This window comes from Actinomycetospora soli (genome assembly GCF_021026295.1).
Classification (GTDB): Bacteria; Actinomycetota; Actinomycetes; order Mycobacteriales; family Pseudonocardiaceae; genus Actinomycetospora; species Actinomycetospora soli.
This window is the reverse complement of sequence record NZ_JAJNDA010000004.1, coordinates 256,831-282,207: the sequence shown is the minus strand read 5'-3', so window position 1 is coordinate 282,207 and position 25,377 is coordinate 256,831. Positions and strand designations below refer to the sequence as shown.

23 protein-coding genes are annotated in these 25,377 nt (G+C 75.8%); 17 read left to right on the top strand and 6 right to left on the bottom strand.

The features are described 5' to 3' along the window. The first annotated feature begins 62 nt into the window (after window positions 1–62). Entirely contained in the window at window positions 63–1,592 is a 1,530-nt protein-coding gene (locus tag LN037_RS08325; RefSeq protein WP_230751469.1) for a PepSY-associated TM helix domain-containing protein, read from the top strand. On the opposite strand, the gene LN037_RS08320 is transcribed toward LN037_RS08325, so the two are convergent. From LN037_RS08320 to menE, 3 genes are read right to left on the bottom strand one after another with little or no spacing between them, the layout of a single operon-like run. Then, window positions 1,547–2,686 carry an FAD-dependent oxidoreductase gene (locus LN037_RS08320; protein WP_230751468.1) on the bottom strand — a complete coding sequence of 380 codons (1,140 nt, stop codon included), beginning with the start codon at window positions 2,684–2,686 and terminating at the stop codon, window positions 1,547–1,549. The genes LN037_RS08325 and LN037_RS08320 overlap by 46 nt on opposite strands. Further along, window positions 2,683–5,148, bottom strand: a complete 2,466-nt coding sequence (locus LN037_RS08315; RefSeq protein WP_230751467.1) for a ferredoxin-like domain-containing protein — start codon at window positions 5,146–5,148, stop codon at window positions 2,683–2,685. Before LN037_RS08315 ends, LN037_RS08320 begins: the two co-directional genes overlap by 4 nt. A 15-nt stretch (window positions 5,149–5,163) precedes the next feature. Further along, entirely contained in the window at window positions 5,164–6,345 is a 1,182-nt protein-coding gene (gene menE / locus LN037_RS08310; RefSeq protein ID WP_230751466.1) for an o-succinylbenzoate--CoA ligase, read from the bottom strand. Between the two features lie 122 nt (window positions 6,346–6,467). On the opposite strand from menE, the gene LN037_RS08305 reads away from it, so the two are divergent. The 8 genes from LN037_RS08305 to LN037_RS08270 all read left to right on the top strand — a co-directional run bounded on the left by LN037_RS08305 (window position 6,468) and on the right by LN037_RS08270 (window position 16,088). Next, window positions 6,468–7,394, top strand: coding sequence for an o-succinylbenzoate synthase (locus tag LN037_RS08305; protein ID WP_230751612.1), 927 nt, complete (start codon window positions 6,468–6,470; stop codon window positions 7,392–7,394). 122 nt (window positions 7,395–7,516) lie between these two features. Further along, a complete protein-coding gene (locus LN037_RS08300) occupies window positions 7,517–8,386 on the top strand; it encodes a TIGR02569 family protein (RefSeq protein ID WP_230751465.1) in 870 nt (289 codons plus the stop codon). Between the two features lie 140 nt (window positions 8,387–8,526). Next, the gene (locus LN037_RS08295; protein ID WP_230751464.1) at window positions 8,527–9,951 is read left to right on the top strand and encodes a nitrate/nitrite transporter; all 1,425 of its coding nucleotides are present in this window, start codon (window positions 8,527–8,529) and stop codon (window positions 9,949–9,951) included. Between the two features lie 28 nt (window positions 9,952–9,979). Then, window positions 9,980–12,553: a nitrite reductase large subunit NirB gene (gene nirB / locus LN037_RS08290; protein WP_230751463.1), complete on the top strand. Its 2,574-nt coding sequence runs from the start codon at window positions 9,980–9,982 to the stop codon at window positions 12,551–12,553. Continuing rightward, window positions 12,550–12,918 (top strand): nitrite reductase small subunit NirD, encoded by a 369-nt coding sequence (gene nirD / locus LN037_RS08285; protein ID WP_230751462.1) that lies wholly within the window; start codon window positions 12,550–12,552, stop codon window positions 12,916–12,918. The genes nirB and nirD overlap by 4 nt, the downstream gene beginning before the upstream one ends. Next, window positions 12,915–13,733, top strand: a complete 819-nt coding sequence (locus LN037_RS08280) for a uroporphyrinogen-III synthase (protein ID WP_230751461.1) — start codon at window positions 12,915–12,917, stop codon at window positions 13,731–13,733. Before nirD ends, LN037_RS08280 begins: the two co-directional genes overlap by 4 nt. Next, the gene (locus LN037_RS08275; protein ID WP_230751460.1) at window positions 13,730–14,398 is read left to right on the top strand and encodes a sirohydrochlorin chelatase; all 669 of its coding nucleotides are present in this window, start codon (window positions 13,730–13,732) and stop codon (window positions 14,396–14,398) included. Before LN037_RS08280 ends, LN037_RS08275 begins: the two co-directional genes overlap by 4 nt. An 82-nt stretch (window positions 14,399–14,480) precedes the next feature. After that, window positions 14,481–16,088 (top strand): serine/threonine-protein kinase, encoded by a 1,608-nt coding sequence (locus LN037_RS08270; RefSeq protein WP_230751459.1) that lies wholly within the window; start codon window positions 14,481–14,483, stop codon window positions 16,086–16,088. Between the two features lie 17 nt (window positions 16,089–16,105). Here LN037_RS08270 and LN037_RS08265 read toward each other — a convergent pair whose 3' ends face one another. Continuing rightward, window positions 16,106–16,501, bottom strand: a complete 396-nt coding sequence (locus LN037_RS08265) for a DUF5313 family protein (protein ID WP_230751458.1) — start codon at window positions 16,499–16,501, stop codon at window positions 16,106–16,108. Window positions 16,502–16,537: 36 nt separating this feature from the next. On the opposite strand from LN037_RS08265, the gene LN037_RS08260 reads away from it, so the two are divergent. Next, on the top strand, window positions 16,538–16,987 hold the full coding sequence (locus tag LN037_RS08260; protein ID WP_372460401.1) for a MarR family winged helix-turn-helix transcriptional regulator: 450 nt from the start codon (window positions 16,538–16,540) through the stop codon (window positions 16,985–16,987). Here the strand turns inward: LN037_RS08260 and LN037_RS08255 are convergent, their stop codons facing one another. Then, on the bottom strand, window positions 16,988–17,827 hold the full coding sequence (locus LN037_RS08255) for a LysR family transcriptional regulator (RefSeq protein WP_230751456.1): 840 nt from the start codon (window positions 17,825–17,827) through the stop codon (window positions 16,988–16,990). A 58-nt stretch (window positions 17,828–17,885) separates the two neighbouring features. Here LN037_RS08255 and LN037_RS08250 point away from each other — a divergent pair, with 58 nt between their 5' ends. The 5 genes from LN037_RS08250 to LN037_RS08230 all read left to right on the top strand — a co-directional run bounded on the left by LN037_RS08250 (window position 17,886) and on the right by LN037_RS08230 (window position 20,828). After that, the gene (locus LN037_RS08250) at window positions 17,886–18,275 is read left to right on the top strand and encodes a Rieske (2Fe-2S) protein (RefSeq protein ID WP_230751455.1); all 390 of its coding nucleotides are present in this window, start codon (window positions 17,886–17,888) and stop codon (window positions 18,273–18,275) included. Next, entirely contained in the window at window positions 18,262–18,546 is a 285-nt protein-coding gene (locus tag LN037_RS08245; protein ID WP_230751454.1) for a hypothetical protein, read from the top strand. The genes LN037_RS08250 and LN037_RS08245 overlap by 14 nt, the downstream gene beginning before the upstream one ends. Beyond that, window positions 18,543–19,748 (top strand): amidohydrolase family protein, encoded by a 1,206-nt coding sequence (locus tag LN037_RS08240; RefSeq protein ID WP_230751453.1) that lies wholly within the window; start codon window positions 18,543–18,545, stop codon window positions 19,746–19,748. Before LN037_RS08245 ends, LN037_RS08240 begins: the two co-directional genes overlap by 4 nt. Window positions 19,749–19,875: 127 nt before the next feature. Next, a complete protein-coding gene (locus tag LN037_RS08235) occupies window positions 19,876–20,250 on the top strand; it encodes a cupin domain-containing protein (RefSeq protein WP_230751452.1) in 375 nt (124 codons plus the stop codon). 8 nt (window positions 20,251–20,258) lie between these two features. Then, entirely contained in the window at window positions 20,259–20,828 is a 570-nt protein-coding gene (locus LN037_RS08230; protein ID WP_230751451.1) for a hypothetical protein, read from the top strand. Window positions 20,829–20,831: 3 nt separating this feature from the next. On the opposite strand, the gene hrpB is transcribed toward LN037_RS08230, so the two are convergent. After that, complete coding sequence (gene hrpB / locus LN037_RS08225) at window positions 20,832–23,333, bottom strand: ATP-dependent helicase HrpB (protein WP_230751450.1); 2,502 nt, start codon at window positions 23,331–23,333, stop codon at window positions 20,832–20,834. Window positions 23,334–23,556: 223 nt separating this feature from the next. Between hrpB and LN037_RS08220 the strand changes: the two genes are divergently transcribed. Continuing rightward, window positions 23,557–24,510, top strand: a complete 954-nt coding sequence (locus LN037_RS08220) for an ATP-binding cassette domain-containing protein (protein ID WP_230751449.1) — start codon at window positions 23,557–23,559, stop codon at window positions 24,508–24,510. Further along, window positions 24,507–25,325 (top strand): ABC transporter permease, encoded by an 819-nt coding sequence (locus tag LN037_RS08215; RefSeq protein WP_230751448.1) that lies wholly within the window; start codon window positions 24,507–24,509, stop codon window positions 25,323–25,325. The genes LN037_RS08220 and LN037_RS08215 overlap by 4 nt, the downstream gene beginning before the upstream one ends. The last annotated feature ends 52 nt before the right edge of the window (window positions 25,326–25,377 follow it).

The following is a 25,377-nucleotide window of genomic DNA, read 5'->3' as shown; positions in this document are numbered from 1 at the left end:
GCGGATGTGACGGGCACCGTCCCCCGGGAACCGGGGCGCCGTCCGCGACGACCTGACTCCCGATGAGCGTCGACCAGAGCCCGACCCCCACCACCGTCCGGCCGCCCTCGCCGGGCCTGCGGACCTCCCCGCTGCGGGCCCTGCTGCTGCGGGTGCACTTCTGGTCGGGCCTGATCGTCGGGCCGTTCCTGCTGGTCGCGGCCCTGTCCGGGTTCCTCTACACGCTCACCCCGTCGATCGAGCCGCTGCTCTACCGCAGCGTGCTGACCGTCCCGGCGGCCCCGTCGTCGCTGCCGCTCGCGGTGCAGGTCGCGGCCGGGCAGGCCGCGGTGCCGGGCGCGGAGCTGAGCTCGGTGCGGCCCGCGCCGACCCCCACCGACACCACCCGGGTCATCTTCTCGGCGCCCGACCTCGGCGACTCCAGCCACTACCGGACCGCCTTCGTCGACCCGCACACCGGCGCGGTGACGGGCGTCCTGCACACCTACGGCGGCTCGCAGGCGCTGCCGCTGCGCGAGTGGGTCGACCAGCTCCACGACAACCTGCACCTCGGCGACCCGGGTCGGCTCTACGCCGAGCTCGCGGCGAGCTGGCTCTGGGTCCTCGCCCTCGGCGGGCTCGTGCTGTGGGTGGGCATGTGGCGTCGGCGCCGTGCCTCCGCGCGCGCCCTGCTGCTGCCGCGGAACGCCACCGGACGGCGGGCGCGCCTGCTGTCCTGGCACGGCACCGTCGGGCTCTGGGCCGTGATCGGGCTCCTCTTCCTCGCCGCCACCGGGCTCACCTGGTCGACCTACGCCGGCGCCAACGTCACCGCGCTCCGCGGCCTGATGGCCTGGGACACGCCCTCCCCGGCGTCGTCGGTCCCGGGTGCCGTCCCGACGACGGGTGCGGGCTCGGCCGAGCACGCCGGTCACGCGGGCATGGCGGGGATGGCGGGTATGGAGACGGGGCCGGCGCCGACCGTGCCGGCCGCACCGCCCACGGCGACGCCGCAGGCCGTCGAGGCCGCCTACGCCGCGGCCCTGCGCGCCGGGCTGAGCGGGCCGATGGAGGTCGTCCCCGCCTCCGAGCCGGGCGCGACGACGGGCGTGGCCGAGATCAGCCGCGTCGTGTCCGGCTCCGACCCCGTCGTCGGACCGCTCGAGGGCCTGCGGAACTCGACGCACCTCGACGCGGTCGCGATCGACCCGTCGTCGGGGACCGTGATCGACACCGTGCGCTTCGCGGACTGGCCGCTCGCGGCGAAGCTGGCCCGCTGGGGCGTGGACGCGCACATGGGGATGCTGTTCGGGGTGGCGAACCAGATCGTGCTCGCGGCCCTCGCGCTCGGGCTGGCCTGCGGGATCGTGTGGGGCTCCGTGCTCTGGTGGCGCCGCGGGCCGGGTCGCCGGGGCGGCACCGTGCCGCCGCGCGGGGCGTTCCTCGCGCTGTCACGGCCGTGGCAGGTCGGGGTGGTGGCCGGGACGGTGCTCGTGGCGGCGGCGCTGCCGCTGCTCGGCGCGAGCCTGCTGATCGCCCTGGCCGCGGACGCGGCGGCCGCCGGGGGTCAGGACCGGCGGGCGGCCGCGAGCCCGGCGGCCGGGGCGTCATAGCCGTGGACCCACGACAGGTCGGCGCCGCCCGGCGAGCTCGACCCGCCGGAGAAGGCCCGGCCGTTGCGGCGGGAGCCGTCCTGGACGCGCGCGGTGCGGGGCGCCCGTTCGCGTTCGTAGGCGGCGAGCCGGGCGCCGAGGTCGGCACGGTCGGAGCGGTCGGGCGCGTCGGCGAGCAGCGCCGCGAGCACCGCGGCGTCCTCGATCGCCTGGTTCGCGCCCTGCCCCATGTGCGGCAGCATCGGGTGGGCGGCGTCGCCGAGCAGCACCACGCCGGCGCGGCTCCACGGGGCGAACGGCTCCCGGTCGGCGAGGTCCCAGCGGTAGACCTCGTCGGCGCGGGCGAGGAGCGCGGTGACGTCGGGGTCCCACCCGGCGAACGCGGCGCGCACGTCGTCGGGGTCGACCCGGGACGACCAGTCGCCCGCGTCGCCGGGCGGGCGCGGCACGAACGCGGCGACGTTCAGCGTGCCCGTGCGGTCGACCGGATAGCTGAGCAGGTGGCGGTCGGCGCCGAGCCAGGCGTTCTGCCCGTGGCGGACCGCGTCGGGCAGCCCGTGCCCGTCGACGAACCCGCGCAGCGCCGAGGTCCCGGACGGCTGCAGGTCCGGGCGGGCGGTGACGGCGGCGGCCGCCCGTGAGTGCAGCCCGTCGGCGGCGACGACCACGTCGGCGGTCGCGGTGGTGCCGTCGGTGAACCGGACGAGCGGGGGCCCGTCGCCGACGTCCACCCCCGCGCACTCGCGGCCGTGGTGGAGCGCGCCGGCCGGGAGGGCGTCGAGGACGATCCGCAGCAGGTCGGCCCGGCGCAGGCCGAGCAGCGCCCCGACGTCGTAGTGCGCGCGCTCGCTCCCCGCGGCGTCGAGCAGCCGCATCGACGTGATCGGGGCCCCGGTGCGGTCGAGCGCGGGGCCGAGGCCGAGGCCCTCGAGGACCAGGCGGCCGTTGCGGGCGAGTCCGAGCCCCGACCCGACCCGTGGCACGTCCGGCCGGCGCTCGAACACCGTCACGTCGACCCCGCGGCGGGCCAGTGCGAGGGCCACGGTGGAGCCGCCGATCCCGGCGCCCACGACGGCGACGCGCGGACCGGTCATACCTCCGAGGATGCCGGTCGCGGACCACCGTGGGAACCGACCCCGGCCCGCGGCGGGACACGGTCCGCGCACTCGTCGTCGCCGGGCTCCCAGGCCAGCCCGGGCAGGCCCCGCAGCCCGGAGACGAACGGCTCCGTCCCGGTCCGGTCGACACTGTCGGCCAGCGACTCGTGCCCGACCCGCAGCTCCTCCCAGGTACGCACGACCTGGTCGACGAGCGTGGTGACCTGCCCGGCGGCGACCCGGCCGAGCACCGTGCCCAGCCGGTCGCGCCCGAGGTCCCCGCCGAGGTGCACCCGGTAGCCCGGGACGCGGCGCCCGCGCAGCGACACGAGGTTCCCGGCCAGCCCGAGGTCCGCCGCCTGGTGGCGGGCGCACGAGGCGGGGCACCCGGAGACGCTGACGGCCACGCCCGAGTTCCGGCGCAGGGCCGGCAGGTGCCAGAGGGCCCGGGCGAGGTCGCGGGTCGGTGTGATGGCGAGCGCGCAGGACGCGGTGCCCACGCAGGCCCGGACGTCGCGGGCGGGGCGGTCGGTGTGGACGGCCAGCCCGACGGCCGCCACCCGCGCGGCGAGCGCCTCGACGTCGGCGACGGGCACGTCGTGTACCACGACGTTCTGCTCGCGGGTCAGCCGGAGCGGGCCGGGCGCGAGGTCGGCGAGCACGTCGAGCGCGTCCGCGCCGAGGGTGCCGAACGGGACGGTGACCGTGACGGTGGCGAGGCCCGGCGTGCGCTGCGGGCGCACGTCGTCGCCCCACCCGTGGCGCGGGGCCGGTCCGTCGGGGACGCCCGGGGCGCGCACGTCGACCGGTGGTGGGGCCGGCCAGGGGCGGTCGCGCAGCTCGGCCTCCGCCTCGGCGACCAGGGCCCGGAAGCGGTCGACACCGAGCCGGGCCACCAGGAACTTGAGGCGGGCGCGGTTCGGGGTCTCGAACGCGCCGTGCGCGAGGAACACGGCGAGCACGGCGTGCACCGCCGGGAGCAGGTCGGCGCGGGCCACGAACCCGGTGAGCCGGGTCGCGAGCGTCGGGCGCGACCGGCCGAGCCCGCCGCCGACCCACAGCTCGTAGCCGGGACGGCCTGCCCCGTCGAGGACCGACACGAGCCCGACGTCGGAGACCTTGGCCTGGGCGCGACATCCGGGGCAGCCGCCGAGCCCCACCGTGAACCGTTGCGGCAGGCGCGTGTTCAGCTCCGGACCGAGCCGCAGCAGCGAATCGGTCAGCAGCTCTGCGTCGGCGGTGCCGTCGAACGGCTCCTCCGCGGAGACGGCCGCGTCCGGGCAGCTCGTCACCCCGCGCACGGTGTGGCCGCAGGTCGCCGTCGTGTCCAGGCCCGCCGCGTGCAAGGCGTCGAGGGTGTCGACGACCCGTGCCGCCGGCACGCCGTGCAGCTCGAGCTGCTGGCGGGTGGTCAGGTGCACGGGGCCGAGGTCGCGCTCGCGCAGGAGGGCGGCGAGCGCGCGGGCGGCGGCGATCGGCAGGCGTCCCCGGGTCCGGGCGCGCAGCAGGAACCGCCCGTCGTCGCGCTCCGAGCAGGCCCCGAGCGTCTTGAGGCTGTACCGCTCGAGGGCGCCGAGCCGGCCCGCGGTCACGGCGTCGGGGTCGAGGGGCAGCCCGGCGCGCTTGCTCGCGACGACGTCGCCCGGCGCGTCCCGCCCGCCCGGGCGGCCCGGCGCGGACGGGGCCGTGAGTGCCTCCTCCGGGCGCAGCGGCGCGGCCGTCCGCGGGGGCGGCGCGGTGCGGGCTCGAGCGGGGGCACCGGTCGGGTGGAGCGCGTAACCGGTGCCGTGCAGGGTGCGGATCAGGTCGCGGCCGGGCCCCAGGGCGCGGCGCAGGGCCCGGACGTGGACGTCGACGGTCCGGGCGCTGCCGGTGTGGCCCGGACCCCAGACGAGGTGCAGCAGGGCGGCCCGGGTCAGCGGGCGCCCGGGCCGCGCGGCGAGGGCGGCGAGCAGTTGCAGCTCCCGGCGGGCGAGCGGGAGCGGGCGGCCCGCGAACCAGGCCTGGAAGGCGACCGTGTCGACGACCAGCTCGTCCACCACGAGCGCGCCGGGCGGGGGCAGGTCCGCACGCCGGCCGCGGCGGGCGCGCGGGGCGGGCGGCACCGGTCGGGCGGCCAGACGCAGGCGCGCCGCGACCTCGGCCGGGGACGCGTCGGGCAGCAGCAGGGCGTCGACCGGCGCCGCGTCCTCCACCGGGAAGGCCGCGTCCGGCCCGACGACGACCGCCACGGGGAGGCCCGGGCGCACGGCGTCGACCGCGGCGGCGAGTCCGGCGGCCGCGAACGGGCGGGTGCGGGCGTCGAGGACGACGAGGTCGACGTCGACCGCCGAGGTCACCGCGTCGGCCGCGGTGAGCGCGCCGAGGGTCACCCGGTGGTCGGGGAGCAGTGCGAGGCCGGGCAGCAGCTCGTCCACCGTGGCCGCCCCGGTCAGCACGAGCAGGTGCACGCCGACCATGGCACCACCCCGCCGTTACGTCGGTGTTGCCCCCGCGGACGGGTGGAAGAGATCACGCACCGCGGCGCGGTCGGGCTTGCCGATCCCGCGCAGCGGCAGCTCCTCGAGCACCCGCACGTCGCGCGGCGCGGCGCGGCCGAGCCGGTCGGCGACGGCCCCGCGCACGAGGTCGGGCTCCAGGCCGGCCCCGGTGACGACGGCGACCACCCGCGCGCCCCACTCGGCGTCCGGGACCCCGACCACGCAGGCCTCGCGCACCCCGGGGACCGCGAGGAGCGCCTGCTCGACGACCGCCGGCGGCACCTTCTCCCCGCCGGTGACGATGACGTCGTCGGCGCGGCCGAGCACCGTCAGCCGGCCGTCGGGGTCCACCCGTCCGAGGTCGGACGTCCGGAAGCGCCGTCCGGGGAGGAACGCGGGGTCGTCCAGCCCCTGGTAGCCGTCGGCCACCGTCGCGCCGCCGAGCACGATCCGTCCGGCGCCGGACGGGTCCGGGTCCTCGATCTCGACGCCGACCCGGTCCAGCGGCACGCCGTCGTACACGCAGCCGCCGCAGGTCTCGCTCATGCCGTAGGTCGTGACCACCCGCACGCCCGCCGTCCGGGCCCGTTCCAGCAGCGCGGCCTCGGCGGCCGCCCCGCCGAGCAGCACGGCGCCGAACCGGCGGAGCGCGTCCAGGCCCGCGCCGCCCCCGTGGTCGGCGTCGTCGAGCAGCCGCCGCAGCTGGGTGGGCACCAGGGAGAGCCGCGAGACCGCCGGGTCGGCGGCCCGCACCGCCGCGGCGAACGCGTCCGGCCGGAAGCCCTCGCGCAGGTCCATCACCGCGGCCGGCACGCCCGCGCGGGCCGAGCGCAGCAGCACCTGCACCCCCGCGACGTGGTGGGCGGGCAGCGCGAGCAGCCAGCGGCCCTCGCCGCCGAGCCGGGCGGCCGTCGACACCGCGGAGGCAGCGAGCGCGGTGCCGCTGAGCAGGACGGCCTTGGGCACGCCGGTCGACCCGGAGGTCGTCACGACGGCGGCGACCCCGGGCGCGACCGGAGCGGTCAGCCGGCGGGGCGGGAGCGGGTCGTCGGGACCGGTCGGGAGGATCGCCGGGCCGTGCCCGGACACCGCGGCCACCAGGCGCTCGCCGAGGGCGCGGGCCGCCGCGGCGGACCCGTCGGTGGCGACGACCTCGACGGGGCGGGTGCGGTCCATGCCGACCACGGTAGGCCGTCGGGCCGCCCATGATCATGATCGGGACTACCGTGGGGCGGGTGGACGATCTCGTCACCACCGTCGGCGGCGTCGCGCTCCGCGCGTACCCGGTGGCCCTGCCGATGCGCGTGCGGTTCCGGGGCATCACGGTCCGCGAGACGCTGCTGCTGGCCGGTCCCGACGGCGGGTGGGGCGAGTTCTGTCCCTTCGTCGAGTACGACGACGTCGAGGCCGGGCCCTGGTTGCGGTGCGCCCTGGAGTCCGCCCTCGGACCGGCCTGGCCGGCCCCGCTCCGCGACCGCGTCGCGGTGAACGCGACCGTGCCCGCCGTCGGACCGGAGCAGGCGCACCGGATCGCCGCGGACTCGGGGGCGGGGACGGCGAAGGTCAAGGTCGCCGAGGCCGGGCAGGACCCGGCCGAGGACCTCGCGCGCGTCGAGGCGGTGCGCGCCGCCCTCGGACCCGCGGGGCGGGTGCGGGTCGACGCGAACGGCGGGTGGTCGGTGGACGCGGCCGTCGCCGCGATCCGCGCGCTGGACCGGGCCGCGGGCGGGCTGGAGTACGTCGAGCAGCCGTGCCGGACCGTCGAGGAGCTGGCGGCCGTCCGGCGGCGGGTCGACGTGCCCGTCGCGGCCGACGAGTCGATCCGGCGCGCGTCCGACCCGATGCGGGTGGTCGAGGCGGAGGCGGCGGACGTCGCCGTGGTCAAGGTCGCGCCGCTGGGCGGGGTCGCGGCGGCGCTGCGGATCGCGGAGGCGATCGGGCTGCCGTGCGTGGTGTCGTCGGCGGTGGAGAGCTCGGTCGGGCTCGCCGCGGGGCTCGCGCTGGCGGGCGCGCTGCCCGACCTGCCGTACGCCTGCGGGCTGGGGACGACGAGCCTGCTCGCGCAGGACACGGTCGCGGCGTCCCTGGTGCCCGGGGCCGGATCCCTGCCGGTCCTGCGCGAGGCGCCCCGACCCGACGTCGGGAACGGGGGGATGTCCCCGGACCGGGCCACGTGGTGGCTCGACCGGGTGAGCCGGGTGCTACGCCTGGTCGACGACCGCTGAGCGCCGAACCCCGGGCCGACCGGCGGGGACGGACACGCCGGGGCCTGTGCCCCTGACTCGACCCGTGTCGGGTATAGCGTGCGGAGCGTGACGGGCAGGGCCTTCTCGGCGACGGGGGAACGATGACCGCGGTGGCTCAGGGCTCGTCGCAGGGGGCGTCGGCGGCCGGGGAGCCCGAGGGGCCCCCGCTGCACGTCCGGACCGCCTTCGGTGTGCGGGACTCCGTGCCCCGCCCGCGGCCGCACCTGCCCGGGCCGGCGTGGAGCTGCGACGGCGTGCTGCTGCGCCCCGTCTCGGACACCGTGCTCGCCGCGTGGTCGGCCGCGACCCTGGAGGAGCTCGCTGCCGGCGGGGTCGACGGCATCCGCCTCGCCCGGCCCGTCCGGGCCTCCGACGGCCGCCGCGTGGTCTCGGGCTGGTCGGCCTGCCACGACGTCGCGGGGGAGGTCCGGCCGCGCCACGACGACGTCGTCGCCGTGTCGCTGCGCCTGCACCGCGCCACCGCCCGGCTGTCCCGCCCGCGCCTGGTCGACGACCGCGACGACATCCTCGCCCGCGCCGACCGCGCCGCGTTCGGCGAGCGCACCGTCCCGCTCGACCCCGAGACCGGCGGCGACCTGTTCGCCGAGCTCGTGCGCCGCCGGGTGTCGACGACGCTGCCGTTGCAGCTCGTGCACGGCGACCTCTTCGGCACCGTGCTCTTCGAGGGGCCCGGGGCCGGCGAGGACCAGACCCCGCCCGCCGTCCTGGACCTCGTGCCGTTCTGGCGGCCGGTGGAGTGGGCGGCGGCCGTGGTCGTCGTCGACGCGCTCGCCTGGGGCGGGGCCGACGCGGGGATCGTGACGCGCTGGTCGCACCTGGACCAGTGGCCGCAGATGCTGCTGCACGGCCTGCTCTTCCGGCTCGCCGTGCACGCCCAGCACCCGGCGTGCACCAAGGAGTCGCTGCGGGGGCTCGAGCACGCCGCGCGCGTGATCACCGAACTGCTCTGAGCCCACGCGTGACGGGCGGCTCTCCTTCCGTCGTTCCCCGGACACACGTCGTCATTCCCGCGTAACGACCGATTCCTAGCGTCGCCGCCGAGACGGGGCGCCCCGGTGGGCGCCCCCCGGCGAGGCGGAGGGCGGACGAGATGACGGCTGGGGCGAGCGCAGCGACGGGGGATGCTCCGTCCGCGAGGTCCGAGGGGTCGATCAGGGGCCGGTGGATCGACGACTGGCGGCCCGAGGACGAGGCGTTCTGGCAGGGCGGCGGCCGGCGGGTCGCGAACCGCAACCTGTGGTTCTCGGTGTTCTCCGAGCACATCGGGTTCTCGATCTGGACCCTGTGGTCGGTCGTGGTGCTGTTCATGCCGAACGAGGCCTTCGGGCTCGACGTCGCCGGCAAGTTCTTCCTGGTCGCGATGCCGACCCTGGTCGGCTCGTTCCTGCGGCTGCCCTACACGATGGCCGTGGCCGTGTTCGGCGGCCGGAACTGGTCGATCATCGCGGCGGCCCTGCTGCTGGTCCCGACGATCCTCGCCGCGTTCGTCGTCCAGCCCGGCGTCAGCTACACGACGCTCATGGTGCTCGCCGCGATCGCGGGCGTCGGCGGCGGCAACTTCGCCTCGTCGATGACGAACATCAACGCCTTCTTCCCCGACCGGCACAAGGGCTGGGCGCTCGGCCTCAACGCGGGCGGCGGCAACCTCGGTGTCGCGGTGATCCAGCTGCTCGGCCTGCTCGTCCTCGCCACGGCGGGCGGCGGCGTCACCGGCATCCGCGTCCTGCTCGGGATCTACATCCCGCTGATCGTCCTCGCGACCCTGTGCTCGGCGCTGTTCATGGACAACCTGAGCTCGGTCCGCAACGACACCGGCGCGCTCAGGGAGGCGACGACCCAGGCCCAGACCTGGGTGATCTCCTTCCTCTACATCGGCACCTTCGGCTCGTTCATCGGCTACAGCTTCGCGTTCGGGCTCGTGCTGCAGAACCAGTTCGGCCGCACCCCGCTCCAGGCGGCCGCCCTCACCTTCATCGGCCCGCTGCTCGGCTCCCTGATCCGCCCCGTCGGCGGCCGGCTCTCCGACCGCGTCGGCGGCGTGCGGGTGACCTTCTGGAACTTCGTCGCGATGGCCGTCGCCACCCTGGTGTGCATCGTCGCCTCGGGGCAGCAGTCGCTCGCGCTGTTCGTCGTCGGCTTCACGCTGCTGTTCATCACCTCGGGCATCGGCAACGGCTCGGTCTACAAGATGATCCCGGCGATCTTCCGGACGAAGGCCCTCGCGTCCGCGTCCTCGTCCTCGTCGTCCGACACGGACGCGGCGCTGCTGTGGGCCCGGCGGGTCTCGGGCGCGGTGATCGGCATCGCGGGCGCGATCGGCGCCTTCGGCGGGCTGCTGATCAACCTGGCCTTCCGCCAGTCGTTCCTCACCGTGCAGAGCGGCGTGCCCGCGTTCTGGGCGTTCCTCGCCTTCTACGCCGTCTGCTTCGCCGTCACCTACCTCGTCTACATGCGCCGTCCGCGGGCCGCGACCGACCCGGGCACCGGCGCCGCGGTCTCGTACGCGTCCGTGTGAGCACACGTCGACCGAAGGGAGACACATCGTGAAGACGGTCGTCGTCGTCGGCCACGGGATGGTCGGCCACCGGTTCGTCGAGAGCCTGCGGCGGCTCGACCCCGACGGCACCTGGCGCGTCGTCGTGCTGGCCGAGGAGAACCGGCCGGCCTACGACCGGGTGGCCCTGTCGTCCTACGTGGGCGACGCGTCCGCCGAGGACCTCACGCTCGACGGGCACGACCCGCGCGTCGAGCTGCACCTCGACGAGCCGGTCACCGCGGTCGACCCGGTGGCCCGCACGGTGCGCACCGGGAAGGGCCGCGACGTCGCCTACGACGAGCTGGTCCTCGCCACCGGCAGCGTCCCGTTCGTCCCGCCGGTACCCGGCCGGGACCTCGAGCACGTCTTCGTCTACCGCACGCTCGACGACCTCGACGGGTTGCGCGCCGCGGCGCAGCGGGCGGTCTCGACGGCGGGCGCGGGTCGCCGGGCCGGCGTGGTCGTCGGCGGCGGGCTGCTCGGGCTGGAGGCCGCGAACGCGCTGCGCCGGCTGGGCCTGTCGCCGCACGTCGTGGAGATGGCGCCCCGGCTCATGCCGGTCCAGGTCGACGAGGGCGGCGGGGCGCTGCTGCAGCGGCTCGTGTCCGACCTCGGGCTGCGCGTGCACACCGGCGTGTCCACGAGCTCGATCGCCCGCGACCACCGCGGCGGGCTCACCGTCACGCTCTCCGACGGGACCGAGCTCGACGCCTCGGTCGTCGTGTTCTCCGCCGGCATCCGACCCGCGGACGCCCTGGCCCGCGCGGCCGGTCTCGAGGTCGGCGAGCGCGGCGGGGTGCTGGTCGACGACCGCTGCCGCACCTCCGCGGAGCACGTCTGGGCGATCGGCGAGGTGGCGGCGGTGAGGGGCCGCACCTACGGCCTCGTCGCGCCCGGCTACGCCATGGCCGAGGTGGTCGCCGAGCGCCTCACCGGCGGGGACGGCCGCTTCACCGAGGCCGACCTGTCGACGAAGCTCAAGCTGCTCGGGGTCGACGTCGCGAGCTTCGGCGACGCCCACGCCGCGACGCCGGGCGCCCTCGAGGTGACGCTGGACGACCCGGTGGCCGGGACCTACGCGAAGCTCGTCGTCTCCGACGACGCGCGGACCCTGCTCGGCGGCGTCCTCGTCGGCGACGCCTCGGACTACGACACGCTCCGCGGGTTCCTGGGCGCGGAGCTGCCGGGCGACCCCATGTCGCTGATCGCGCCCGCCGGCGGGGAGGCCGTGGGGTTCGAGGCCCTGCCCGACGCGGCCCAGATCTGCTCCTGCAACGCGGTGACCAAGGGCGCGCTCGTCGAGGCGATCTCGTCCGGCGAGGCCACCACCGTGCCGCAGCTCAAGGCGTGCACCCGGGCGGGCACCACGTGCGGCTCGTGCGTCCCGACGCTCGCGAAGGTGCTCGCGAGCTGCGGCGTCGAGGTGTCGACGGCCCTCTGCGAGCACTTCACCCGGTCGCGCGCGGAGCTCTACGAGATCATCCGCGTGACCGGATCGACCACGTTCAGCGAGATCGTCGCGCAGTACGGGACCGGGCGCGGCTGCGACGTCTGCAAGCCCGCCGTCGCCTCGATGCTCGCCACGCTCGCCGGCGGGCACGTGCTCGACGGCGAGTCCGCGACGCTGCAGGACACCAACGACCACTTCCTCGCGAACATGCAGCGCAACGGCACCTACTCGGTGGTCCCGCGGTTGCCCGGCGGGGAGGTCACGCCGGACGGGCTCATCGCGATCGGGGAGGTGGCGCGGGACTTCGGGCTCTACACGAAGATCACCGGCGGGCAGCGGATCGACCTGTTCGGCGCGCGCGTCGACGACCTGCCGGCGATCTGGCGGCGGCTGGTCGACGCCGGGTTCGAGTCCGGCCACGCCTACGGCAAGTCGCTGCGGACGGTGAAGTCGTGCGTGGGCACCGACTGGTGCCGCTACGGCGTGCAGGACTCGGTGGGGCTCGCCGTCGCGCTCGAGCTGCGCTACCGGGGGCTGCGCTCGCCGCACAAGCTGAAGTCCGGGGTGTCGGGCTGCGCCCGCGAGTGCGCCGAGGCCCGCTCGAAGGACTTCGGCGTCATCGCCACCGAGACCGGGTGGAACCTCTACCTGGGCGGCAACGGCGGGTTCACCCCGCGGCACGCGGAGCTGATCGCCTCCGACCTGGACACGACGACGCTGGTGCGCACGATCGACCGGTTCCTCATGTTCTACGTCCGCACCGCCGACCGGCTGCAGCGCACGGCGCCGTGGATCGAGTCGCTCGAGGGCGGCATCGACCACCTCCGCGCGGTGATCATGGACGACTCGCTGGGGATCTGCGCCGCGCTCGACGAGCAGATGGCGGCGCACGTCGCGGGCTACGCCGACGAGTGGGCCGCCGTGCTCGACGACCCGGAGAAGCTCGCGCGGTTCACCTCGTTCGTCAACGCGCCGGGCGTGCCCGACCCGACGATCGAGTTCGTCGACCACCTCGGCCGCCGGGTCCCCGCCGGGATGAAGGACGGCCAGCCCACCGACCTCGCCGCCCTCGGCCTGGGCGGGGTGCCGATCACCGACGGCGCCCGGATCCCGATGGGAGCCCCCGCATGACCGCACTCGACGAACGCACCGGCACCGACCCGTCGTCGGGAACGGGGTGGACGCCCGTCTGCCCGCTGGAGCGGCTCCAGCCGGAGCGCGGGGTGTGCGCCCTGGTGGCGGGGGAGCCGGTGGCGGTCTTCCGGACCCACGACGACCGGCTGTTCGCCCTGCACAACGTCGACCCGTTCTCGCACGCCTCGGTGCTCTCGCGCGGCATCGTCGGGGACCTCGGCGGGACACCGGTGGTGGCCTCGCCGCTGTACAAGCAGCACTTCGCGCTGGAGACCGGCCGGGCGCTGGAGGACTCCGGTGTCGGGGTGGCGACCTATCCTGTGCGGGTGGTGAACGGGACGGTGGAGGTCGGCAGCCCATGACGGAGGGCCCCCTGGCCGGGCTGCGGGTGGGCGTGACGGCGGACCGTCGCGCCGACGACCAGATCGAACTGCTCCACCGCAAGGGCGCGACGACCGTGCACGGCCCGACGATGCGGATCGTCCCGCTGGCCGACGACTCGGACCTGGCCGCCACCACGCGGACGCTGCTGGACGCGCCGCCCGACGTCGTCGTCGCCACCACCGGACAGGGGTTCCGCGGCTGGCTCGAGGTGGCCGACGAGTGGGGCCTCGGGGAGCGGCTGCGGGCGGTCCTCACCGACGCCGAGCTGCTCGCGCGGGGCCCGAAGGCGCGCGGCGCGATCCGCGGTGCCGGGTTCCGCGAGGCGTGGTCGGCCGACGAGACCGAGTCGTCGCCGGAGGTGCTGGAGCACCTGCTCGCCGTGGGGGTGTCCGGGCGGCGGGTCGCGGTGCAGCTGCACGGTGACCCGATGACGTCGTTCCTCGGCGCCCTGCGCGAGGCGGGCGCCGACGTCGTCGAGGTGCACGTCTACCGGTGGGAGCCGCCGCCGGACCTGCCCGCGGTCGACGCGCTCATCGAGGCCGTGATCGCCGGGGACGTCGACGCGGTCACCTTCACCTCGGCCCCGGCCGTCGAGGGGCTGGTGCACCGGGCGGAGGCGGTGGGCCGTCGGGACGACCTGCTCGGCGCGTTGCGGGGCGGGGTGCTCGCGTGCGCGGTCGGCCCGGTGACGGCGGCCCCGCTCGACCGGCTCGACGTCCCGTCGATCGCGCCGGAGCGCTTCCGGCTCGGCGCGATGGTGAAGCGGCTGGAGGAGCACGTGGCCTCGCGATGACGCTGGTGGTGCTCGCGCACGGCACGAACGACCCGGCGGGCCGGGCCACCTGGGGTGCGCTGCTCACGCGGGTGCGGTCGCTCGTCCCCGACGCAGGCGTGCGGCTGGCCTGGGCGGGCGTCGCGCGTCCGCAGCTGGCGGACCTGCTGCCGAAGCTGGACGAGGGACCCGTCGTCGTGGTGCCGGCGTTCCTGGCCTCGGGGTTCCACGTGCGCCGCGACGTGCCCGAGCAGCTGGCCGCGCTGGGCCGCACCGACGTGCGGGTGACCGACCCGCTCGGGCCCGACCCGGTGCTCGTCGACGCGGCCCTGGACCGGCTGCGCGACGCCGGGTGGGGCGGTGAGCAGGTGGTGCTCGCCGCGGCCGGGTCGACGGACCCGGTGGCGCAGGCCGACCTGCGGACGGCGGCCGCGCTCGTGGGGGAGCGGCTCGGCGGCGAGGTCCCGGTCGGCTACGTGGCGGGCGGCGACCCCCGGCTCGCCGAGGTCGTGGGCGCGCAGGACGGGCCGGTCGCGCTGCTGACGTGGCTGCTCGCGCCGGGGGTGTTCCACCGGTGGGCGTGCGGGGTGGCCGCCGCCGTGGTCGCCGACCCGCTGGGCGACCACCCGGCGGTGGCGTCGCTGCTCGTGGAGCGGTACCGGGCGGCGGTGGCCCTCGCCGGCTGAGCCCGCGCGTGCGGACCCGGCGTATCGCGGGCGGCCCGGCTGGGCACTCCCGCGTTCGCGCGCAGGCGAGGGAGGGCACCGGGTGGACGACCGGCTGATCGCGGGGCGCTACCGGCTCGGGGACGAGGTCGGCAGCGGGGCGATGGGCGTGGTGTGGCGCGCCGAGGACGAGACCCTGCGTCGCACCGTGGCGCTCAAGCAGGTGCGCCTGCCGTCGGCGGTCGACGACCGGAGCCGCGAGCAGGCCTACGGCCGGATCATGCGGGAGGGCCGGCTCTTCGCCCGCCTGCACCACCCGCACGCGATCGCGGTGTTCGACGTCGTCGACCACGACGCGCAGCCCTGGCTCGTGATGGAGTACCTGCCCTCGCGCAGCCTCGCCGAGGCACTCGCCGCCGACGGCCCGCTGAGCCCCACGGCGGCCGCGGCGGTGGGCCATCAGGTCGCCGCCGCGCTGACCGCCGCCCACGCCGCCGGGATCGTGCACCGCGACGTCAAGCCGGGGAACGTCCTGCTCGGGGACGACGGTGTGGTCAAGGTGACCGACTTCGGGATCTCCCGGGCGATCGACGAGGCCACCCTGACCTCGGACGGGATGATGGCCGGCACCCCGGCCTACCTCGCCCCCGAGGTCGCCCGCGGCGGCCGGGCCGACTTCCGGTCCGACGTGTACTCGCTCGGCTCCACCCTCTACGCCGCCGTCGAGGGCGACCCGCCGTTCGGGCTCGCCGACAACGCCCTCGCGCTGCTGCACCGCGTGGCGTCGGGGGAGCACCCGCCCCCGCGGCGCGCGGGCGCCCTCGCGCCGTTGCTGGAGCGGTTGCTGGCGGCCGACCCCGTGCACCGGCCCGAGATGCACCAGGTGCGGGACGAGCTCGAGCGCCTCGCCGCCGTCGAGGTCGCGACCGACGCCTGGCCCGAGGAACGGCCCGCGACGAGCCCGACCGTGCCGGTCCCGCCGCGACGCGGCGCGGCCGGGGGCGCCCCGGGCGGCGCCGACCGCGTCGCGGTCGTGCCGGCGTCCGGCTCGCCGGCCGCAGCGGGCACCACGCACCCGCTGCCGCCCCGCAACGCGCCCGCAGCGCCGGTGGAGCCGGACCCGGGGCCGGACCCGGAGCCCGCTCCGCGGCGCCGCCGGCGTCCGCTGCTGATCGGCCTCGCGCTGCTCCTGCTGCTGGTCGCCGGCGTCGCCCTGGTGCTCTCGACGTCCGGGGGCGGGGGCACGAGCGCCACCACCGGGCCGTCGACGGGGAGCGCCGCGTCCGACCCGTCCTCCGACGGCTCGTCCTCCGACGGTTCGGCCTCCGACGGTTCGGCCTCCGACGGCTCGGCCTCCGACGCCGACCCGACGGCCTCGCCGTCGGGGACCCCGGAGCAGGTCGCGCAGCAGCAGGCGGTGATCGACTACTACGCGCTGATCCCGACCGACCTGGCGCAGGGATGGCAGCGGTTGACGCCGTCGTACCAGCGGAACACCGCCGGCGGGTTCGCCGGCTACGCCGGTTTCTGGGGCGACATCGGTCGCGTGACCGTCCGGGGGCTGTCCGCCGCCCCGGGCGACTCCGTGGACGCCACGGTCACCTACACCGCCCGGGACGGTCGGACGAGCACGGAACGGACGCTGTTCCGGATGGTGCAGCAGGACGGCGGCTGGAAGATCGACGGCAGCCAGGTGCTGTCGAGCCGCTGACGGGGGCCGACCCGTCGTCAGGAACGCCGGTAGCGCTCGGCGTAGCGAGCCGCGGCGGCCTCGTCCTTCTCGCGGTCACGCTCCGCGCGGGTGGCGACCCCCGTGCCGACCGGGTAACCGGCCTTGACCAGGCGGTGCTCGGCGGTCTCGTGCACGTACGCGACCGCGAAGATCATGCCCATGATGCCGCCGCCGAGCGCGCACATCAGGCGCAGCCAGAGCGGGCCGGGGACGAAGACGACGATGGCGACCGCGAACGGCGCGATCTGCACGAGGATCCGGGCGATGTGGCGCAGCCACCAGGTGCGGCAGGTGGTGTCGTGCAGGACCCACGGCGCGAAGCGTTCGGGCAGCCCGCCGCCGTAGGCGTACCAGAGCCACCACAGGGGACCGGGTCGCTTGACACTTTGCACGCCAACAGTATGCACGCCACGTGTAAGGTCGGGAGTGTGACGGCCGCCCCGGAGGAGATCGATCCCCTCGCCCTGGAGAACCAGGTCTGTTTCGCGCTCGCGGTGGCGGCGCGCTCGGTGATCGCCCTGTACCGCCCGCTGCTCGAGCCGATGGGGCTCACGCACCCGCAGTACCTCGTGATGCTCGCGCTGTGGGGCGAGGAGCCGTTGTCGGTCACGGCGCTGTCGGAGAGGCTCGCGCTCGACCCCGGCACGCTCTCGCCGCTGCTCAAGCGGCTCGAGGCCCAGGGCTACCTGGAACGACGACGGGTCCCGGGCAACGAGCGCACCCTCGCCGTCACGCTCACCGCCGCGGGCCGGGCGCTGCGCACGGAGGCCGAGCGCATCCCGCCGGCGATCGTGGCGCGGCTCGGCATGCCGGTCGAGGAGCTGCTGCGGCTGCACGGCGACCTGGGCGCGGTGATCGCGGCGGCACGCGAGCCGTGATCACGGGCGGGCCGCCAGCATCGCCAGGACCACCGGGCTGGGTGCCACCGCCCGCGGCCGGGCGGCCACCACCGGCAGGGGGTCGGCGGGCAGCGGGACCCGCGCCACCCCGTCGTCGGGAACGGCCTGGGCGAGCACCGACCAGCCGAGACCCTGGGCGACGAGGGCTCGCACCATCTCCGTCGACCGCGTCCGGTGCTCGATCCGCGGGCTGACGCCGAGCTCCCGGCAGACCGCGAGCGCGTGGTCGGACGAGGGCGGCAGGTCGAGCAGCACCATCGGCTCGTCGGCGACCGCGGCGAGGTCGGTGGCGGGATGGTCCCGGGCGACGAGCAGGTAGGGGACGGTGGCGGCGACCCGCTCGGTGTCGAGGTCGGGGGACAGACCGTGGTCGTAGAGCACGGCGAGGTCGAGCTCGCCGTCGAGCAGGCGGCGCTGCAGGCGGTCCTGGTCGTCCTCGACGAACGCCACCCGGGTGCGGGGGTGCGCCTCGCGCAGCGCCGCGATCCACGGGGCGAGGACCGTCGGCGCGAGCGTCGGGTAGCAGCCGACGGACACGACGCCCGCGACCTCGCCGAGGCTCGTCGCGAGCTCGCCGGCGTCGCGCAGCAGGCGCCGCCCGCGGGTGACCGCCGCGCGCCCGGCCGGGGTCAGCTGCACGCCGTGCGCCCGGCGGCGGAGCGTGAGCTGGACGCCGAGGGCCCGGTCGAGCTCGTCGAGCGCGACGGAGATCGCCGACGGCGAGACGTGCAGCGTCGCCGCGGCCGCCGCGAGCGTGCCGTGGTCGGCGACCGCGACCAGGTAGGCGACCTGGCGCAACGTAAAGTTCGAGGAACTCACGAAGCACCGTAGCATCGTGAAATTTACAGATGCGGCTCGGACGTGGACGCTGAGCGGTATGACCACCACCACATCCGAGGCGCGGGACGTCGACGTCGCCGCGTCGGACGACGTGCCGGAGCGGGGCCGCCTCGTCGTGGAGATCGACGGCACGACGACGCTCGGGATCTTCCGGTTCGGCGGCCGGTTGTACGCCTGGGAGAACGTGTGCGCCCACCAGGGCGGGCCGGCGTGCCAGGGCCGGATCATCAGCCGCGTCCGCGAGCGCCTCGACGCCGAGCAGCGCAGCCTCGGGATGCGGTTCGACGAGAACACGATGCACGTCGTCTGCCCCTGGCACGGCTACGAGTACGACGTGACGACCGGTCGCCACCCCGGGGTGCCCGGCGCCTCGCTGCGGCGCTTCGACGTGGCCGAGGCGGAGGGCCGGATCCGTGTCACGGTCTGAGCACATCGACGCGCTGGTCGCCGAGCTCGAGGCCGAGATCGCGGCGGGGCTCGACGACGGGGCGATCGCGAAGCTCCCGCCGGGGACGGCGCGCCGGCTCGTCGGGGTCGCCGGACGCTGCTGGGCCGTCGCCGCCGAGGAGGGGCACGACCCGCCGTCGGGAACGGATCTCAGCCCGACCGACGCGGTGGTGCTCGCGACCGCCGCCCTGCGCAGCAACGACCTCAACCCGTTCGACCTCGCCCTGTGGTTCTCGAGGAGCTCGTCATGACCGATGTGAGGCGCCTGCCCACGCAGGAGATCACCACCGCCACCGACACCCGCGAGATCCTCGCGAACGCCCGGCGCGACACCGAGCGCTACGGGCTCGACGACTACTTCATCGTCGACGTCGACTCCCACCACGTCGAGCTCGACTCGTGGCCGGAGATCCTGCAGTACCTCGACAGCCCGGTGATGCGCGACAGCGCGAACCAGATGATGGCGAACTGGCCGAACGCGGCCCGGCTGGCGCTGCACAACCACTCGCCCGGCCTGACGATGCAGGACGTCTCGGGGCGCATCCCGCACCAGGCGTCGCTGGCCGAGGAGACCCCCGGGACGACGTCGGGCGCGGACCGCGACGTGACGCTGGTGCGCCGCGCGATGGACGCGATGTCGATCGACGTCCAGGTCGTGTTCCCGCAGCCCATGCTGGAGACGGGCCTGCACCCGCAGCCGGAGGTCGCGACGGCGCTGCTGCAGGCCTACAACCGGTGGTTCACCGCCGAGGTGCTGCCGCGCGAGCCGCGCATCCGGACGATGCTGGGCCTGCCGTTCGAGAACCCCGACGCCTGCCTCGCGACGATCGAGGAGTTCGGGGACACCCCGGGGGTCATCGGATTCCTGGTGACCTCGCAGCGCCACGCCGGGGTGCACCGCAACGCGTACATGCCGGTCTACAAGGAGCTCGAGCGGCGCGGGCTGCCGATCGGCTTCCACGCCGGGCCGAACCAGGCCGACACGATGACGTCGACGATGAACCGGTTCCTCTCGGCGCACGCGATGAGCTTCGTGACCTGCAACATGACGCACATGACCAACTGGGTGGTCAACGGCATCCCGGAGCGGTTCCCGGGGCTGCGGACGATCTGGATCGAGAGCGGTCTCGCGTGGCTGCCGTTCATGATGCAGCGGCTCGACCACGAGTACTCGATGCGCCAGTCAGACGCCCCGCTGCTCACGCGCCCGCCGTCGCACTACATCCGCGAGATGTACTACACCTCGCAGCCGATGGAGTGGACCGACGACAAGCTGCTCGCCGCGACGCTCGAGGCCATCGACGCGGAGAACACGCTGATGTACTCCAGCGACTGGCCGCACTGGGACTTCGACGTGCCCGGCCGCATCGCGGCGCTGCCGTTCGTCTCGGAGCACGGGAAGCGGAACATCCTCGGCGAGACGGCGCGGAAGGTGTTCTCGCTGGGGGGTTAGCGCCTTGCCGAACGGCACAGGAGGCAGGTCCGGGCCTGTCTCCTGCGCCCACTCGCGACGGAGGGCGGTGGAGCGTCGCCCGGACGCACTCGCAGCGGGCCGCCCCGTCGACGGGTAGCCCCCGTCCATGAGCGGATTCGTGCGCCCGGCCGGGACCGGCGACACCTACGACTTCGACGGCGCCGTCTTCACGATGAAGGCGACGGGCGAGCACACCGAGGGCCGGGTGTCGGTCATGGAACAGGCGGCGCCGGTCGGCCTCGTCGTCGCGCCGCACACCCACGAGGGCGAGGACGAGATGTTCCACGTCCTCGCGGGCCGCGTCGGGGGGCGCTGCGGGGACGACGAGTTCACCGCTGACACCGGCGACTTCATCTTCCTGCCGCGCGACATCGAGCACTCGCTCTGGGTGCTGGGCGACGAGCCGGTGCGGATGCTGACGATCTGTGGGCCGCCGAAGTTCGACGCCCTCGTCCGCGAGCAGGGACGCCGACGCGGGTAGCCCCGCCCATGGCGAAGGGCAAGCAGGACTACGAGAAGGACTACACCCATCCCGAGCTGCGGGAGCGCCTCAAGGAGGAGATCAAGGCCTCGGACAAGGGTGGTGCGCCCGGGAAGTGGTCCGCCCGCAAGAGCCAGCTGCTCACGCAGGAGTACGAGAAGCAGGGCGGCGACTACGAGCACGAGGACCAGCCGACCGAGCAGCAGCGCAGCCTGAAGCAGTGGACCGACGAGGAGTGGCAGACCGCCGACGGCTCCACCGAGGCCCGCGGCGACGACGGGACCGACCGCTACCTGCCGAAGAAGGCGTGGGAGGAACTCTCCGAGGACGAGAAGGAGAAGACCCGCGCGAAGAAGAAGGACGCGTCGAAGAAGGGGCAGGGCACCGTCGACAACACGTCCGCGGCCAAGCAGGCCCGCAAGGACGCGAAGCTCGAGGAGATGAACGCCGACGACGCGGTCAAGCGGGCGACGTCGATGGAGCCCGACGAGGCGGAGAAAGCCCTCGAGCACGAGAAGGACACGAAGGACCGCAAGACCGTGAAGCAGAAGCTGGAGAAGGTCGCGGCGAAGGACTAGGGACTAGGGGCGCCGGGGGTCCTCCGGCCACGCGTGCTTCGGGTAGCGGCCGCGCAGGTCCGCGCGCACCAGGCGGTACCCCTCGTCCCAGAACGACGCCAGGTCGGCGGTCACGGCCGCCGGTCGCCCGGCGGGTGAGAGCAGGTGCACGACGACGGGTCGCCCGGCCAGTTCCGGCGTCCGCTCCCAGCCGAACGCGTGCTGCAGCTTCAGCGACACGGTCGGCTTCTCGGGATCGGCGTAGTCCACCCGTACCCGCCGTCCGCCCGGCGTCGTGACGTGGGTCGGCGCCAGCTCGTCGAACCGCGCCGCCTCGGGCCACGGCAGCAACGCCGTGAGCGGCGGCGTCACCCGGGCCAGGTCGGCGCGGCGGCGGACGCGGGACAGGTCGAGCCACTCGTCGGCCCGCGCGAGCAGGGCCGCGTCGTCCACGGCGGGCCACGGCGCTCCTCGCGCGGCGTGCAGGAACGCGAGCCGTTGCCGGAGCGCCGTCGCGGCGTCGGTCCAGCGCAGCAGGCCGAGGCCCTCCTGCTCCAGCCCCTTCCGGACGGCGGGTGCGACGGCGTCCGCGGTCAGGTGCGGCAGGGGGCGCCGGGCGAGCACGATGGCGCCGAGACGTTCGCGGCGCTCGGCGACGACGTCGCCGTCCTCCCAGTCGACGACCTCGTCGTCGGTGTGCAGGTGCGCTGCAGCGGTACGGGCGAGGTCCTCGTCGATCGGGACGGCCAGCCGGACCCGCGCCACCCGGTCGCCGGGCCCGCGCGCCGCGTCGGCGACCGCGATCCAGTCCTGCCCGCGCAGGCGGGACTCGCGCCCGAGTTCCACCCCGGTGCCACCCGTCGTCAGGAACTCGCGGGCGTCGGCGGAGCGGGCGCGGGCGAGACGGTCGGGGTAGGCGAGGGCGACGACGGTGGCGGCGCCGACGGCGAGGGTGACGTCAGGCAGGGTCCGGGCGCCTCCGGGCTGCCTCGTGTGCACCTCGCGGAGCGCCCGGTCGAGGCGGCGGACCTCGGCCCGCCGGCCCGGGTCGTCGCCGGAGCGCGCGGCGCGGAGGCGGTCCTCGAGGTCGTCGCTCCCGCCCGGGCCGGCGGTGGCGAGGAGCGCGACGACCTCGGTGGCGAGCCTGCTGCCCACAGCGGCGGCCCCGTCGAGCAGCGCCCGGCCGAGCCGCGGGTGCACCCCGACCCCCGCGACCGCTCGGCCCCTCGAGCTGATCGATCCGTCGTCGTGCACGAGGCCGAGGCTGCGCAGGGTGGCGCGGGCGGCGTCGAACGCGGCGGGCGGGGGAGGGTCGAGCAGGGCGAGGCCGCCGGCGTCGGGTGTGCCCCAGCGGGCGAGCGCGAGGGCGAAGGCGGTGAGGTCGGCGTGGGCGACCTCGGGGTCGTCGTCGCGGTCGCGGTGGGCGTGCTCGGCCTCCGACCAGCACCGATAGGCGACGCCGGGTGCCTCGCGGCCCGCGCGGCCGGCGCGCTGGACCGCCGACGACTGCGACGCGAGCACGGTGACCAGCGTGTCGAGGCCGCGGGCGTGGTCGGTCCAGGGCTGCCGGGAGAGGCCGGCGTCGACGACCACCCGGACGCCCGGAACGGTCAGGCTGGTCTCGGCGATGGAGGTGCTCAGCACGACGCGGCGTGCCGGCGCGGTCAGCCGTGGCCCACCGCTGACGTCCACCGTCAGCTCGCCGCCACGCTCGCGCGCCGTGGCCGGGCCGGCGAGCACCGCGTCCTGCGCCGCGCCGCCGAGCCCGCCGTGCAGGGGGAGGACCTCGGCGTCCGTCCCGGGGAGTCGCCGTGCGACCTCGTCGATCTCCCGGCGCCCGGGGAGGAAGACGAGGACGTCGCCGTCGTGCTCCGCGAGCGCCCGCCGGGTGGTGGCGGCGACGTGGTCGAGCAGCGCCGGCTCCACGCGCAGACCCTGTGGCGGCGGGAGGGGGCGCGATGGTGGGGACCAGACGATCGCGACGTCGTGCAGCGGGTCGGGCGCGGTGACGACGGGGCCGTCGAGGGCGTCGGCGAGCCGGTCGGCGGCGGCGGTCGCCGAGGTCGCCAGGAGCCGGAGATCGGGGCGCAGGACCCGGGCGTCGACGGTGAAGGCGAGCGCGAGGTCGGTGTCGAGGTGCCGCTCGTGGCACTCGTCGAGGACGACCGCGTCGACCCCGGCGAGCTCCGGGTCGTGCTGCAGGCGGGCGACGAGCAGACCCGTCGTCACGACCTCGACGCGCGAGCCCGGCTTCCGCTCGCCGCGGATCGCGTAGCCGACGCGGTCACCGACCTCCTCTCCGAGCAGAGACGCCATCCGCGCCGCTGCGGCCCGCACCGCGACGCGACGGGGTTCGGCGACGAGGACCCGGCCCTCGACCTGCGCGGCGAGCGCGAGCGGCACGAGCGTCGTCTTGCCGGTGCCGGGCGGGGCGACGAGGACGGCGGTGCCGTGCTCGTCCAGTGCGGCGCGCAACGACGGCAGCGCCGCCCGCACCGGCAGGTCGAGCCGCACCTCGTCGATCACGACCGCCGGTCTACCAGTCCGCGCGTCCCCGGGGCCGGTCGACGATGGCGCGCTGCCCGCATCCAGGGGAGCAGCCCGCCACCGACACCGCCCGGCCACGGCCGACACCGGACGTCAGCGGTGGCACACGGCTGACGCTCGACGTCAGCGGTGGCACACGGCTGACAGCGCGCACCAGCGCCGTGCCAGCCCCGTACCAGCGGGCCCGCCCACGCTCGGAGCCATGCACACCACCCCCGCCCTCGAGGTCGACGACCTCGCCCGCGCGTTCGGGGACGTCCGGGCCGTCGACGGCATCTCGTTCACCGCCGGGCGCGGTCAGGTCCTCGGCCTGCTCGGCCCCAACGGATCGGGCAAGACGACGACCGTCCGCATGCTCGCCACGCTGCTCCCGCCCACCGGCGGCCGGGCGACCGTGCTCGGGCACGACGTCGTCGCCGACCCCGCCGCCGTCCGCCGCCGCATCGGGCTCACCGGCCAGTACGCCGCGGTCGACGAGACCCTGACCGGCCGCGACAACCTGTACCTCATCGGCCGGCTGCTCGACCTCTCCCGCCGCGAGGCCAGGCAGCGCGCCACCGAGTTGATCGAGCAGTTCGGGCTCGTCGAGGCCGCCGGCCGTCGGACGAGGACCTACTCCGGCGGCATGCGGCGCCGCCTCGACCTCGCCGCGAGCCTCGTCGGGCGCCCGGAGGTCCTGTTCCTCGACGAGCCGACCACCGGCCTCGACCCGCACCACCGCAACGAGGTCTGGGAGGCCGTCCGGACCCTCGCCGACGACGGCGTCACCGTCCTGCTCACCACCCAGTACCTCGAGGAGGCCGACCAGCTCGCCCACGACCTCGTCGTCCTCGACCGCGGCCTCGTCATCGCCTCGGGCACCGCGGCCGAGCTGAAGTCGCGGGCCGGCGGGCGGCGGCTGCACGTCCGGCCGGAGCGGCCGGGCGAGGCGGCGGTCGTCGCGTCGATCGTCGCCTCGGACGTCGGCCGGGAGCCGACGATCGCGCCGTCCGGCGAGGTGGTCGTGGGCACCTCGGACGCCGCGGCCCTGCGCCGCGTCGAGGAGCGCCTGGCCGTCGCCGGCATCGCCGTCGCCGAGATCGGCCTGCGCCTGCCCAGCCTCGACGACGTCTTCCTCACCCTCACCGGCCACGCCACCACAGGAGCCGCCGCATGACCACCACCCTCGAGCCGACCGCACCCGCCGTCCCGGACGCCCCGTCCCGACGACGGGTGCCCTCGACCCTGCGCCACGGCCTCTCGCTGGCGCGGCGCGGGATCGTGAAGACGATCCACTCGCCGGAGGCGCTCATCGACGTGACGCTGCAGCCGGTCATCTTCCTGCTGCTGTTCGTCTACGTCTTCGGTGGCGCGATCGCCGGCAACAGCGCCGACTACCTGCACTTCGCGCTGCCCGGCGTGCTGCTCCAGACCGTGGTGTTCGCGTCGGCGGGCACCGGCGTCGGGCTCGCCGAGGACCTCAGGACCGGCATCTTCGACCGCTTCCGCAGCCTGCCGATCTCGCGGGCGGCCCCGCTGCTCGGCGCGATCGCCGCCGACCTCGTCCGCTACCTGACGGCGGGCGTGATCATGCTGGCCTTCGGGTTCGCCCTCGGGTACCGGACCACCGCCTCGCCGCTCGCCGTGCTGGCCGCCTTCGGGCTCGTCCTCGCGTTCGCGTTCGCCCTGTGCTGGGTGTTCACGGCGCTGGCGATGGTGGTGCGGGAGCCGCGGTCGGTGCAGGGCCTGTCCGCGACGATCATGCTGCCGCTGACGTTCGCCAGCTCGGTGTTCGTCCCGACGGCCACCATGCCCGGCTGGCTCCAGGGCTTCGTCGCGATCAACCCCGTCTCGCGCAGCGCCGACGCCGTCCGCGCCCTGCTCGACGGCGCCCCGGCCGGGGGAGCGGCGGCCATCTCCCTGCTCACCTCGGCCGTCGTCGTCGTGATCTTCGCGCCGCTGGCGGTCGCGCTGTACCGGCGCCGGACCTGACCTCGCCGCCGTGAGGGGAGGATCCGGGCGCTCTCGTGGCGCGAGGGTTCCC